Origin of the sequence: Rhodococcus sp. NPDC059234 (assembly GCF_042754225.1) — a bacterium.
Classification (GTDB): Bacteria; Actinomycetota; Actinomycetes; order Mycobacteriales; family Mycobacteriaceae; genus Rhodococcus_G.
Map to the genome: position 1 here is coordinate 10,096 of NZ_JBHZAH010000090.1, position 12,393 is coordinate 22,488.

Consider the following 12,393-nt stretch of genomic DNA (forward strand, 5'->3'; position numbering starts at 1 on the left):
CACCTCCCGGCCGGCCAGCGCGCCTACCCCTATCCAACGCCGCCCCGCGCCGAGCAGGACTCGGCGGGGGCGGAGGCGGCCGGTTGGTACGTCGGGGACGACCCGCCGCGCCGCGGCCAGGAAGGCGAGGCCGATCGGGATGTTGATCAGGAACACCCACCGCCAGGACGCCTCGACCAGAAGTCCGCCGATCACCGGACCGAGCGCAGCGGCCGCCGCCCCGGTCGCGGCCCAGATGCGCACGGCGCCGGCGCGGGCGGCCTCCGGGACGGCACTGATCACGAGCCCGAGACTGGCCGGGGTGAGGGCTGCGGCGCCGACGGCCTGCAGCAGGCGGAAGACGACGAGCAGCCACAGCGTGGGACTGACGGCACACGCGGCGCTTGCGGCGGTGAACAGGGCGAGCCCCGCGACGAATCCGCGTTTGCGCCCGATGCGGTCGGACAGGCGACCCAGCGGGACGAGCAGTGCGGCGTACACGATCGCGTAGCCGTTGAGCACCCAGCTGAGCTGGCCGAGGGTGTGCCCCGGGTAGCTCGCGGCCATGTCGGCGAAGGCGACGTTGACGACGAAGAGGTCGAGGCTCGCGAGGAAGGACGCTCCGGACAGGACCGCGAGCAGCGGCCCGACCCGAGGGTTCTCCGGTGTGCGACGCTCGGACACCTGACTATTGATTGCCATAGTCAGCAAGCTAGACACTGACTCTGGTTTTGGCAAGCCAGGGGTACGCTGGTCGCATGGAAGCGGCACGACTGGACGGATTCCTCGCCGATCGCGAGGCGTGGCTGGCCACGCACTGTTCGATCGGCAGGGCGATGGAGGTGGTCGGCACCCGCTCGGCCATGCTGATTCTGCGCGAGGCCTACTACGGCACAACAAGATTCGATGATTTCGCGCGTCGCGTCGGGATTACCGAGGCGGTGGCGGCGTCCCGGTTGCGGGAACTGACCGCAGAGGGTCTGTTCGAGCGGACGCCGTACAAGGAGCCGGGTCAGCGGACCCGCTACGAGTACGTGCTCACGGAGAAGGGGCGCGACCTGCTGCCCGCGGTTCTGGCCCTGATGCAGTGGGGTGACAAGTACCTGCAGGGTGGGCGCGGTGGTCCGCTCGGGCTGAGCGACGACACGACCGGAGACCCGGTGCGGGTCGAGGTCCGCAGCGAGTCCGGCCGCGAGGTGCCGCTGTCGCAGTTGCGGGTGAGCCCCAACGTCACGGAAGAACAGGCCAGGCGGTCGCTCGAATCGACCCGCGGCACCGGAGGCAGGCGGGCCCGGCAGCGGTAACGCCTGGAGCCCGCTAGGGGTGCTCGGAGATCAGGACCGCCCTGGTTCCGGGTTCGAGTGCCTGGAACACGTGCGCGACGTCGCCCGGATACGCGATGTAGTCGCCGGGGCCGAGTTCGACGGGGTCCTCGATGACGCCGACCAGCGCGCGGCCCGCGCTGATCACGACGTGCTCGACGACCCCGGGTAGGTGCGGATCGGACTCGCGTGCGGGGCCCGGCTCCACGGCGAGCCGGTAGACGTCGCGCCGCGCGTTCGGCGGGCACGAGGACACCAGGGTGGCCTGGTAGTCGGTCCGTTCGGAGCGCACCACCGGACCCTCGTCGGCGCGGATCACCTGGACGCGCGGCTTCGGGGGGTCGATGAGCTGGGCGAACTGGATGTCCAGCGCGACGCTGAGCGCCCACAGCGTCTCGACGCTCGGGTTGCCGGTGCCCGATTCGAGCTGGGACAGGGTGGACTTGGCGACCCCGGCGCGGCGCGCGACCTCGGTGAGTGAGAGGCCCGCGCGTTCGCGTTCGCGGCGTAGTGAGGACGCGATGACGTCCAGGGGTGCTTTCCCGTCCGATGCCATGGTGTTCACTATATCGATCCCGATGTTCGACTTGACGAACACTTCGACCGGTGTTCATTATAAAGTCCATGCGTTCGACATGGCGAACACTCGACACCGCGCTGCGGCGCGACATCGCCCTGGTCTGCCTCGCCGACGGCCTCGTCGGAGTGTCGTACGGAGCGCTCGCGGTCGGCCTGGGGTTCGCGCCGTGGGTGCCGGTGCTCATGTCGGTGGTCGTGCTCGCCGGGGCCTCGGAATTCCTGTTCGTGGGCATTGTCGCCGCAGGCGGTGGCCTGCTTGCCGCGCTGGCCGGCGGTCTGCTGGTCAACGCACGGCACCTGCCGTTCGGCCTGGCCGTCGGTGACGTGACCGGCCGCGGGTGGCGTCGGCTCGTCGGCAGTCACCTACTCAACGACGAGAGCACGGTGTTCGCTTTGGCGCAGTCCGATCCCGTCCGCCGGCGAGCCGCCTATTGGCTGTGCGCGATCGGAATCGGGCTCTGCTGGCCGCTCGGCGCCCTGATCGGCGCGACCGCCGGCAGCTTCATCGACGACGTCAACGCGTTCGGCCTTGACGCGATGTTCCCGACTGTCCTTCTCGCACTGGTCTTTCCGGCCTTGCGAGACCGCACTACCGCGACGGTCGCAGTACTCGGGGCCGTCATCGCGGTGGCCGCGACCCCGTTCCTGCCGGCCGGGATTCCCGTCCTGCTGGCGCCGGCCGCTCTCGTGGCGCTGATCTGGATGAAGCCACGCTCGCCTGCCGCCGAGAAGTCGGGCGAGGCGGCTACGGCATGAACGGAGGTCCGATGCTGGTGGTGGCGGTGCTGGTACTCGGCGCCGGCACCCTCGCGTTCCGGTCGGCGGGACCGGCGCTGCGCTCGCGCGGGGTTGTCCCCGACCGGCTCGGGGCGATGCTCTCCACCGGTGCGGTCGTGCTGCTCGTCGCGGTCGCCGCGACCGGTGCGCTGACCGAGGCAGGCGGTGTGGCGGGCATCGCGCGACCGTCGGGTGTGCTGGTCGGCGGCGTACTCGCTTGGCGCAGGGCGCCTTTCGTCGTCTCCGTAGTCGCCGCCGCCGGGACGGCGGCGGGTCTGCGATGGCTCGGGGTGCCGTGACCGCCTGACGTGCTCCGCGGAATCCTCAGGCGCCCGGGATCGTCACCTCGCGGTCCTCGGCGAAGTCGACGACCAGTTCGCGCCGCGCGATCGCCCAGCGTCCGTCCGTGGCGCGGTAGCTGTCCTGATAGCGGATCGCGATCGCGTTGTCGCGCAGGTCGCCGCGACGGTTCCGGTACAGGTGGTGGGCGAGGCAGTACACCTGGCCGGTCGCGGTATCCCCGTCGGCGTCGAGGACCTGCTGGTGCACGGCGTGATGCGTCGAGTGCAGATGGGCGGTGCCGCCGAGGATCGCAGCGGCGATGGAGTCCGCGCCGACGGTCACCACGGCCTCCCCGCGGGTGACCGCCGGTGGTTGCACGAACTCGGCGTCGGGAGTGAACAAGGCGGCGAGCGCGGCTGCGTCACGGGTGTCCACGGCGACCGCGTAGCGCCCGGGCAGATCGGATGGGAGATCGCTCATGGGTCGAGTATGCGGTGCGGAGGTCGGCGGTGGCGGCACCCATCCGCTGAGCGGGAACGCCTACCGCTGTCTCGTGCGGTGCGTGAGACGATGCGGACACGCGGCCTACAAGTGAAACGGGGAAGAGCAGTGCCCACACCAGTGCGATCCGGTCGGGCACCCTCATCGGCCCGAGTCGTGGTCGTCACGTTGGCCCTCGGCGGGATCGTCGTGTCGCTGATGCAGACGATCGTGGTGCCACTCCTGCCCGAGTTCCCGCGTCTGCTGAACACCAGCCATTCCGGTGCCGCGTGGCTCGTCACCGCGAACCTCATCGCCGGCGCCGTCTGTGCGCCGGTGCTCGGGCGACTCGGCGACATGTTCGGCAAACGCCGTCTGCTGCTCGTCGCGTTGGCGTTGATGGTCGCGGGCAGCCTGCTCGGTGCGGTCTCCGACGTGTTCGGCGTCGTGCTCGTGGCCCGCGCGCTGCAGGGCGCCGCGATGGGGGTGGTCCCGCTCGGCATCAGCATCATGCGCGACGAGTTGCCCCCCGAACGGGTGGGTTCGGGCATCGCGCTGATGAGCTCGACGCTCGGGGCGGGTGGCGCCATCGGCCTGCCCATGACCGGCGTCATCGCCGAACACTTCAGCTGGCACTGGCTCTTCGGCGGGGCCGCCGTGCTGGGTCTGGTCGAGCTGGTCGCGGTGTGGCGCCTCGTCCCCGAATCGCCGGTCCGATCCGGTGGCCGGTTCGACTTCGGCGGCGCAGTCGGACTGTCGGTCGCGCTGGTCTGCCTGCTGCTCGCCGTCACCCAGGGCAATGCGTGGGGCTGGGGGAGTGGGCCGGTGCTCGGCCTGTTCGGCGCCTCCGCGCTGCTGTTCCTCGCCTGGGGAGCGTACGAGTTGCGGATCGGCAGGGCCGGCGATGCGGACTCCGCCCGCCAGCCCCTGGTTGACCTGCGGGTCTCCGCTCGCCGTCAGGTGCTGTTGACGAACATCGCGTCCGTGCTCGTCGGATTCGCGATGTTCACCTCGTTCATGGTCAGTGCCCAGATCTTCCAGGCGCCGCGGGATACGGGCTACGGCTACGGGATGTCCCTGACCCTCAGCGGGCTCGCCCTCCTGCCCGGCGGGCTGATGATGATCGCCTTCTCGCCGGTGACCGCTCTCCTGTCCCGGTGCCGCGGGCCACGGTTCGGCTTCCTGGTCGGAACCGCGATTCTGATGGTCGCCAACCTCGTTCGCGTCGTGGCGCCGCACCAGCTCGTCGTCGTCATCGTCGCGACCGCGGTCACCTCGATCGGTGCCGCATTCGCATACGGATCGATCCCGGCGATGATCATGCAGGCCGTGCCGGTGACCGAGACCGCGGCCGCGAACAGCCTCAACACCCTCGCCCGTTCGATCGGCACATCGGTGTGCAGCGCGGTCGTCGCCGCCGTCACGACCGCGTCGGTGATGTACGTCGCCGGGGTCGAGTTCCCCACCGCGGACGCGTACGCCGCGGTCTTCGCGATAGCGGCGGGCGCGGCGCTGCTGGCCCTCGGCGTCGGTGTGTTCGTTCCGCGCGAGGGCGCCCCGGAACACGGCACTCACGCCGATGTCGGGACAGCCGCTCTACCGCTGAGTGAGACTGATCGGGACCGAATCCGGATCACCCCGTAGCGTCCGAATTTCGCGGGACAGCGGGATTGAGGAGAGCTAACGATGGAGTTGAGGGAGTCGGCCGCGCAGCTCGAGCTGCGCCGGGAACTGCGCGCGTACTTCGCGGCGTTGTTGCCTGCGGAGAGGCGTCGCGCAGCCGGCGAGCAGGGGGTGGGCGGCGAGCACTTCCGCGAGGTCGTCAAGCTGCTCGGGCAGGACGGCTGGCTCGGCATCGGCTGGCCCACGGAGTACGGCGGACAGGGTCGCTCCATCGAGGAACAGTTCGTGTTCTTCGACGAGGTCCAGCGGGCCGGCCTGCCGTTCCCGTTCGTCACCGTCAACACCGTCGGCCCGACGCTGATGAAGTACGGCACCGAGGAGCAGAAGGAACGCTTCCTGCCGGGCATCCTCGCAGGCGACATCGTCTTCGCCATCGGCTACACCGAGCCCGAGGCCGGCACCGATCTCGCGTCGCTCAAGACGCGCGCCGTCCTGGACGGCGAGGAGTGGGTGGTCGACGGCAACAAGATCTTCACCTCCGGCGCCAACACCGCCGACTTCGTGTGGCTCGCGTGCCGCACCGATCCGGATGCCCCGAAGCACAAGGGCATTTCGATCCTGGTCGTCCCCACCGACGACCCCGGTTTCTCGTGGTCGCCGATCAACACCGTCGGCGGACTCATGGTGACCTCGACGTACTACAGCGGCATCCGTGTCCCGCAGAAGGACGTCATCGGTGACGTCAACGGCGGCTGGCAGCTGATCGCCGCGCAGCTCAACCACGAGCGCATCGGCCTGGCCGCGATCGGCGGCCGCACCTACGGCTTGTGGCACCAGGTCCTCGACTGGGCCAAGGAGAACGGCGCAATCGAGATTCCTTGGGTGCAGCAGGAATTCGCTCGCACGCACGCGAAGCTCGAGGCGATGCGCCTGCTGAACTGGAAGATGACGGCCGCAGTCGCCGCGGACACCCTGTCCGGCGCGGACGCCGGCGCCACCAAGGCGTACGGCACCGAGACCCACATCGACGTGTACCGCACCCTGCTCGGCATCCTCGGCGCCGCGGGCCGCATCCGGCCCGAGTCGCCGGGCGCTCTGCTGGCCGGTCAGATCGAGCAGATCTCCCGTCAGGGCATGGTCAACACGTTCGGCGGCGGCGTCAACGAGGTGCTGCGCGACATGGTCGGCACGATGGGCCTGGGTCTCGTGCGCGATAAGAGGGTCAAGTGAGCGAATTCCTCACCACGCTCAGGGCATTCGAGGGACAGACCCTCACACCCACCACCTGGGGTCCGGACGAGGTCAACACCCCGATGATCCGGCACTGGGTCGAGACGATGGGCGACACCAGCCCCGTCTACCTCGACGACGAGGCCGCCCGGGCCACCGGCCGGGACGGTGCGGTCGCGCCCGCGCTCATGGCGCAGGTCTGGACGATGCGCACGTTCACCGACAAGATGGCGAACAACGACCCGTCGCAGGTGTGGACGGACCTGATCGCCACGCTCGACGGCGAGGGGTTCACGTCCGTCGTCGCGACCGACTCGGACTTCGAGTTCTTCGTGGAACTGCGCCCCGGCGACCGGGTTTCGCTCACCGAGGTGATCGAGTCGATCTCCCCGGAGAAGGCCACCGGACTGGGGGTCGGGCACTTCGTCACGACGCTCAAGACGTACCGCAACGGCGACGACGAGGTCGTCGCGACCCAGCGGTGGCGCACGCTGCGCTTCCGGCCGAAGGCGGCCGAGAAGCCCAGGGGCCTGCGGCCGCGCCCGGCGCTCAACGCCGACAACGCCTTCTGGTTCGAGGCCGCCAAGGAGCACCGCCTGGTGATCCAGCGCTGCACCGCCTGCGGCACGCTGCGGCACCCCACCGGGCCGATGTGCGGGCAGTGCCGTTCGCTCGACTGGGACACCGTCGACGCCTCGGGCCGCGGCGTCGTCTACAGCTTTGTCGTCAACCACCACCCGCAGATCCCCGGATTCGAGTACCCGCTCGTCGTGGCGACCATCGAACTCGAGGAGGGCACCCGCCTGGTCGCGAACATGACCGGCGTCGCACCGGACGACGTCGAGATCGACATGCCGGTGGAACTGGACTGGATCGACGCCGACCCGGATCTGACGCTACCCGCGTTCCGTCCGGCCGCACGGGAGGACTCGTAGATGGACTTCAACTTCAGCGAAGAGCAAGAGGCGATTCGCAACCTCGCCGACGAGGTGTTCACCAGCAAGGCCGGCATCGATCGCGTCAAGCAGGTCGAGCTGAGCGACGAGCGGATCGACCGAGAGCTCTGGCGGGAACTGGCCGGTACGGGCCTGCTCGGCGTCGCCCTGCCCGAGGATCTCGGCGGCGGCGGACTCGGCCTGTCCGAGCTGTACGTGCTGCTCGAGCAGCAGGGCCGGCACGTCGCGCCGGTGCCGATCTGGCAGTCGGTCCTCGCGGCCCTCGCGGTCGCCGAGTTCGGCACCGACGAGCAGCGCGGCGCGCTGGTCCCGGGTGTCGCCGAGGGCAGCAGCTTCCTCACGATCGGTCTCGAGGAGTTCGGTCCGTATGTCGCGGGCGACCCGAACACCACCGCGACCGAGGCAGGCGGCCGGTGGACCCTGACCGGAGCGAAGGCCGTCGTCCCGATCACCCACGTCGCGGACCGCGCGATCGTGTCGGCGACCACGCCGACCGGTGCCGGGCTGTTCGTCGTGGACCTGGCCGCCGCGGGCGTCTCGGTGGAGCAGACGCAGTCCACCAACTGGGAGATCTGCGGCAACGTCACGTTCGAGTCGGCTCCCGCGGAGCTGCTCGGCCCCACCGACGGCAGCGCCGCTCGGTGGCTGCTCGACCGTGTCGAGCTCGCACTGGCCGCGATCGCGCTCGGTGTCGGCTCCGGCGCGGTGCGGCAGGCCGTGACGTACCTCAACGGCCGCACGCAGTTCGGGCGTCCGCTCGCGACGTTCCAGGCCGTGAACCACCAGCTGGCGGACTGCTACATCGACCTCGAGGCCATGCGCGTGACGCTGTGGCAGGCCGCGTGGCTGCTCGCACAGGGCGAGGAACCCGGCACGTCGGTGCTCGTCGCGAAGTGGTGGGCCACGGACGGCGGCCAGCGCGTGGTGCACCGCACCACGCACGTCCACGGCGGCATGGGTGTCGACACCGACTACCCGGTGCACCGGCACCTGCTGTGGGGCAAGCAGATCGGCGCCACCCTCGGTGGTTCCGCGTCCGACCTCGCCCGCCTGGGCGCGCAGCTCGCGGCCGGTGTCGAGGTGGTCGCGTGACCGCCACCGCACCCGCGCTCGCCGGGCGCGGCTACGACGACATCGCGGTCGGCGAGGTGCTGCCCGAGGTGGCGATTCCACTGACCCGCACGCTCATCGTGGCCACCGCCATCGCCACGCGGGACTTCCAGGACGTGCACCACGATCCGGAGCTGGCGCGAGAGCGCGGCTCGAAGGACGTGTTCATGAACATCCTCACCAGCAACGGTCTGGCGGGGCGGTTCGTGACGGACTGGGCAGGTCCGTTCGCGACGGTGCGCCGGGTGAAGATCCGCCTCGGTGCCCCGAACTACCCGGGCGACACCATGACGATGACCGGTGAGGTCGTGTCCATGGACAACGGGCTCGTCGAGGTGAAGATCCAGGGTGCGAACAGCCTCGGCAACCACCTCTCCGGCACCGTCACGGTCGCCTACCCGGCGAGCGAAGGGAAGGGCGTCTGATGGCCGTCAGCCCGCTCTCGGGTGCCGCCGCGATCGTCGGCATCGGCGCCACCGAGTTCTCGAAGAAGTCCGGTCGCTCCGAGCTGCAGCTCGCGTGCGAGGCCGTCACCGCGGCTCTCGCCGACGCCGGCATCGACCCGTCCGAGGTCGACGGCCTGGCCACGTACACGATGGAGACCAACGGCGAGATCCTCGTCGCCCGCAACTGCGGCCTGGGGGAGCTGAAGTTCTTCTCCCGGATCGGCTACGGCGGCGGCGCGGCGTGCGCCACCGTGCAGCAGGCTGCGATGGCCGTCGCGACCGGCGTCGCCGACGTGGTGGTCTGCTACCGCGCGTTCAACGAGCGTTCCGGTGTCCGCTTCGGACTCGGCCAGCACGACCGCCCGATGGACAGCAGTGCCGACCGCGCCGCGTACGCGTGGCTTACCCCGCAGGGTTTGGCGACTCCCGCCCAGTGGGTCGCGATGTTCGCCCGGCGGTACATGCACCAGTACGGTGCGACGAGTGAGGATTACGGCCGGGTCGCTGTCGTGGCACGCAAGCATGCCGCGAACAACCCCGCCGCGTGGTTCTACGGCAAACCCATCACGCTCGAGGACCACCAGAACTCCCGGTGGATCGCCGAGCCGCTGCACCTGCTCGACTGCTGCCAGGAGACCGACGGTGGTCAGGCCCTCGTCGTCGTCTCGGCCGAGCGCGCCAAGGACCTGCGCCACAAGCCCGCGATCGTCAAGGGCGCCGCGCAGGGCAGCGGCAAGGACCAGCACATGATGACGAGCTACTACCGTCCCGACATCACCGGCATCCCGGAGATGGGCCTGGTCGGCCGCCAGCTCTACGGGCAGAGCGGCCTGACGGCGGACGACATCAACGCGGCAATCCTCTACGACCACTTCACTCCTCTGGTGCTCCCGCAGCTCGAGGAACTCGGCTTCTGCCCTCCCGGCGAGGCCAAGGACTTCATCCGCGAGGGCAATCTGGAGGTCGGTGGACGGTTGCCGAGCAACACGCACGGCGGCCAGGTGGGTGAGGCGTACCTGCACGGCGTCAACGGCATTGCCGAGGCGGTCCGGTTGTTGCGGGGCACGTCCACCAACCAGCCCGAGGGTGTCGAGAACGTGATCGTCACGGCGGGAACCGCGGTTCCCACGAGCGGTCTGATCCTCGGCGCCGCCTGACCCGAAACATCTGGAAGGACCGAAGAATGACGGCAGTGGAGCAGAAGCCGGCCGGCGCCTGGCGCGGCGTGGACCTCGGCACCCGCACGGTGACCTACACCGAACGCGACGCGATCGTGTACGCGCTCGCGGTCGGGGCCGAGGCCACCGAGCTGGACCTGGTGTTCGAGGACCGGCTGCGCGTGCTGCCGACCTTCGCGCTGACCCTGGCGCAGTGGGCCCCCGACGAGCTGGGCTCGCGGGGCGCCTTCGACACCAAGACCGCGCTGCACGGGTCGCAGGAACTGAAGGTGCTCAAGCCCCTGCCGCGCAGCGGCGAGCTGAGCCTGACCGCCTCCGTGGGCGAGGTCTGGGACAAGGGCGCCGCAGCTGTGTTCGAGGTCAAGGTCGAATGCGAGTACTTCGTGGCGACCTGGTCGCTGTTCGCGCCCGGCTACGGCGGATTCGGCGGCGAGCGGGGCCCGTCCAAGCCCCCCGCTCCGGAGGGTGAGCCGAACCTGTCGGCGGAGCTGGCGACCTTCGAGACCCAGGCCGCGCTGTACCGGTTGACCGGCGATCTCCACCACATCCACATCGACCCGGCCGCCGCCGAGCGCATCGGCCAGCCGCGGCCGATCCTGCAGGGCCTGTGCACCCTCGCCGCGAGCACGCTGCCGCTGGCACGCGCGCTCGGCGTGCACCCCGCCGACCTGGTGGAGCTGTCGGGACGGTTCTCCGCGCCGGTGTTCCCCGGCCAGGTCCTGTCTGTGCGCGGCTGGCGTGACGGCGACGCGGTCGAGTTCGAGGTCGGCGCGGACACCGTGGCGATCGCGGGCGCGTGCGCCCGATTCGCGGGCTGACCGCGATGGCTGTCGCCAACCCCGCCGACTTCGCAGGCAAGTCGGTCCTGATCACCGGGGGCACGAAGGGGATCGGTCGCGTCACCGCGAAGACGTTCCTCGCCGCGGGCGCTCAGGTGACGGTCTGCGCGCGAAGCGAACCCGAGACGGTGCCCGAGGCCGATGGTCGCCGGGCGGCGTTCCTGCCCGTGGACGTCCGTGACGCCGACGGGGTGCGCGCCATGGTCGAGAGCGCACATGCCGCGATGGGCGGGCTCGACGTGCTGATCAACAACGCGGGCGGATCGCCCGACGCCGACGCGGCAGAGGTCTCACCGCGGTTCGTCGAGAAGGTCGTCGCGCTGAACCTGTTGGCCCCCTTCTACGTTGCGCAGGCCGCGAACCGGCTGATGCAGCGAGAGAACGGCGGCTCGATCGTCAACATAGGGTCGGTCTCCGGGCAGGACCCGCAGCCGGGCACCGCGGCGTACTCCGCGGCGAAGGGCGGACTGCTGGTGCTGACCAAGGCGCTGGCTCTCGAATGGGCACCGAAGGTGCGTGTCAACCACATCACCACCGGCCTGATCCGTACCGAGGCCGCGGCAGCGGTGTACGGCGCGGACGGCGGCGCCGCAGTCACCAAGACGCTGCCCATTGGGCGGATGGCGGTGCCCTCGGACATTGCGGGCGCATGCCTGTTCTTGGCCGGTTCGCTCTCCACGTACGTCAACGGTGCGGACATCGCAGTCCACGGAGGCGGCGAGTACCCGGCGCGCTACCTGGCCACGCACCCGGAAATCGGCTGAATCACTTCCTGATCGGAGCATGAGCATGGGAATTCTTGATGGCAGGGTTGCCCTCGTCACCGGAGCGGGGCAGGGCATCGGCCGCGGCATCTCGCTGGCGCTGGCCAAGGAGGGCGTCGCGATCGCGGTCGCCGGTCGCACCGAGTCCAAGCTGCACAAGACGGTCTCGGAGATCGAGGAGTTCGGTGGCCGCGCGATCGCGGTCCGCTGCGACGTCTCCTCCGCCGACGACGTCGACGCGGCGGTCGAGCGGACGGTCAGCGAGCTCGGTGGCGTGGACATCCTGGTGAACAACGCCAACGACTCCAAGCCGGGTCCCCTCCTCGACGTCGTCGACGCGGACTTCGAGCGCGCGTTTGCCTCGGGACCGCTTGCGACACTTCGGATGATGCGGGCCTGTCATCCCCACATGGTGGCGCGCGGCGGTGGCTCGATCGTCAACCTGGTGACCTCGGCCGCGGTGCGGTGGGACGCCAGCAACTACGGCGTCTACGGCTCCGTCAAGGAGGGCATGCGGGTGCTCACCCGCGCCGCGGCGAGCGAGTGGGGTCGGGACGGCATTCGGGTGAACAATGTTGCCCCGCATGCGATGACGCCCGCACTGCAGTGGTGGATCGACAAGAATCCGGAGGAGGCCGCCGAGTTCGTCGCCGGCATTCCGCTGGGCCGGGTCGGTGACCCGGAGGCCGACATCGGCCGCGCGGTGGTGTTCCTCGCGAGCGAGGACTCGCGGTACCTCACCGGCGCGACCGTTCCGCTCGACGGCGGACAGTCCCGCTGGGGATAGACCGTCCTGACGCGCGTGCGCCGGCCCGGACTCGTGTGGTC

Annotated in this window: 15 protein-coding genes; 12 read left to right on the forward strand and 3 right to left on the reverse strand. The window is 70.1% G+C overall.

Annotated features, from left to right (window positions below):
- A partial coding sequence (locus tag ACFXGJ_RS17930) for an MFS transporter (protein ID WP_378622621.1) occupies window positions 1-681 on the reverse strand: 681 nt, incomplete at its 3' end.
- Window positions 682-737: 56 nt separating this feature from the next.
- Here ACFXGJ_RS17930 and ACFXGJ_RS17935 point away from each other — a divergent pair.
- Window positions 738-1,283: a winged helix-turn-helix transcriptional regulator gene (locus ACFXGJ_RS17935; protein ID WP_378622624.1), complete on the forward strand. Its 546-nt coding sequence runs from the start codon at window positions 738-740 to the stop codon at window positions 1,281-1,283.
- A gap of 13 nt (window positions 1,284-1,296) precedes the next feature.
- Here ACFXGJ_RS17935 and ACFXGJ_RS17940 read toward each other — a convergent pair whose 3' ends face one another.
- On the reverse strand, window positions 1,297-1,857 hold the full coding sequence (locus ACFXGJ_RS17940) for a helix-turn-helix domain-containing protein (RefSeq protein WP_378622626.1): 561 nt from the start codon (window positions 1,855-1,857) through the stop codon (window positions 1,297-1,299).
- A 68-nt stretch (window positions 1,858-1,925) separates the two neighbouring features.
- Here ACFXGJ_RS17940 and ACFXGJ_RS17945 point away from each other — a divergent pair, with 68 nt between their 5' ends.
- Both ACFXGJ_RS17945 and ACFXGJ_RS17950 read left to right on the forward strand, forming a co-directional pair.
- A complete protein-coding gene (locus tag ACFXGJ_RS17945) occupies window positions 1,926-2,636 on the forward strand; it encodes an AzlC family ABC transporter permease (protein WP_378622629.1) in 711 nt (236 codons plus the stop codon).
- Window positions 2,633-2,956 carry an AzlD domain-containing protein gene (locus ACFXGJ_RS17950; protein WP_378622631.1) on the forward strand — a complete coding sequence of 108 codons (324 nt, stop codon included), beginning with the start codon at window positions 2,633-2,635 and terminating at the stop codon, window positions 2,954-2,956. Before ACFXGJ_RS17945 ends, ACFXGJ_RS17950 begins: the two co-directional genes overlap by 4 nt.
- 25 nt (window positions 2,957-2,981) lie before the next feature.
- Here the strand turns inward: ACFXGJ_RS17950 and ACFXGJ_RS17955 are convergent, their stop codons facing one another.
- The gene (locus tag ACFXGJ_RS17955; RefSeq protein ID WP_378622633.1) at window positions 2,982-3,419 is read right to left on the reverse strand and encodes a nuclear transport factor 2 family protein; all 438 of its coding nucleotides are present in this window, start codon (window positions 3,417-3,419) and stop codon (window positions 2,982-2,984) included.
- Window positions 3,420-3,596: 177 nt separating this feature from the next.
- On the opposite strand from ACFXGJ_RS17955, the gene ACFXGJ_RS17960 reads away from it, so the two are divergent.
- The 9 genes from ACFXGJ_RS17960 to ACFXGJ_RS18000 are packed head-to-tail and all read left to right on the forward strand — an operon-like array spanning window position 3,597 to window position 12,352.
- Window positions 3,597-5,063 carry an MFS transporter gene (locus ACFXGJ_RS17960; RefSeq protein ID WP_378622636.1) on the forward strand — a complete coding sequence of 489 codons (1,467 nt, stop codon included), beginning with the start codon at window positions 3,597-3,599 and terminating at the stop codon, window positions 5,061-5,063.
- 42 nt (window positions 5,064-5,105) lie between these two features.
- Window positions 5,106-6,272, forward strand: a complete 1,167-nt coding sequence (locus ACFXGJ_RS17965) for an acyl-CoA dehydrogenase family protein (RefSeq protein ID WP_378622639.1) — start codon at window positions 5,106-5,108, stop codon at window positions 6,270-6,272.
- Window positions 6,269-7,207 carry a bifunctional MaoC family dehydratase N-terminal/OB-fold nucleic acid binding domain-containing protein gene (locus tag ACFXGJ_RS17970; RefSeq protein ID WP_378622641.1) on the forward strand — a complete coding sequence of 313 codons (939 nt, stop codon included), beginning with the start codon at window positions 6,269-6,271 and terminating at the stop codon, window positions 7,205-7,207. The genes ACFXGJ_RS17965 and ACFXGJ_RS17970 overlap by 4 nt, the downstream gene beginning before the upstream one ends.
- Window positions 7,208-8,320 carry an acyl-CoA dehydrogenase family protein gene (locus ACFXGJ_RS17975; protein WP_378622644.1) on the forward strand — a complete coding sequence of 371 codons (1,113 nt, stop codon included), beginning with the start codon at window positions 7,208-7,210 and terminating at the stop codon, window positions 8,318-8,320.
- The gene (locus ACFXGJ_RS17980; RefSeq protein WP_378622646.1) at window positions 8,317-8,763 is read left to right on the forward strand and encodes a MaoC family dehydratase; all 447 of its coding nucleotides are present in this window, start codon (window positions 8,317-8,319) and stop codon (window positions 8,761-8,763) included. The genes ACFXGJ_RS17975 and ACFXGJ_RS17980 overlap by 4 nt, the downstream gene beginning before the upstream one ends.
- A complete protein-coding gene (locus ACFXGJ_RS17985; protein WP_378622650.1) occupies window positions 8,763-9,941 on the forward strand; it encodes a lipid-transfer protein in 1,179 nt (392 codons plus the stop codon). Before ACFXGJ_RS17980 ends, ACFXGJ_RS17985 begins: the two co-directional genes overlap by 1 nt.
- Before the next feature lie 26 nt (window positions 9,942-9,967).
- Window positions 9,968-10,780 (forward strand): MaoC/PaaZ C-terminal domain-containing protein, encoded by an 813-nt coding sequence (locus ACFXGJ_RS17990; RefSeq protein WP_378622653.1) that lies wholly within the window; start codon window positions 9,968-9,970, stop codon window positions 10,778-10,780.
- A 5-nt stretch (window positions 10,781-10,785) separates the two neighbouring features.
- Complete coding sequence (locus ACFXGJ_RS17995) at window positions 10,786-11,565, forward strand: SDR family oxidoreductase (RefSeq protein WP_378622663.1); 780 nt, start codon at window positions 10,786-10,788, stop codon at window positions 11,563-11,565.
- A 25-nt stretch (window positions 11,566-11,590) separates the two neighbouring features.
- The gene (locus ACFXGJ_RS18000; RefSeq protein WP_378622656.1) at window positions 11,591-12,352 is read left to right on the forward strand and encodes an SDR family NAD(P)-dependent oxidoreductase; all 762 of its coding nucleotides are present in this window, start codon (window positions 11,591-11,593) and stop codon (window positions 12,350-12,352) included.
- The last annotated feature ends 41 nt before the right edge of the window (window positions 12,353-12,393 follow it).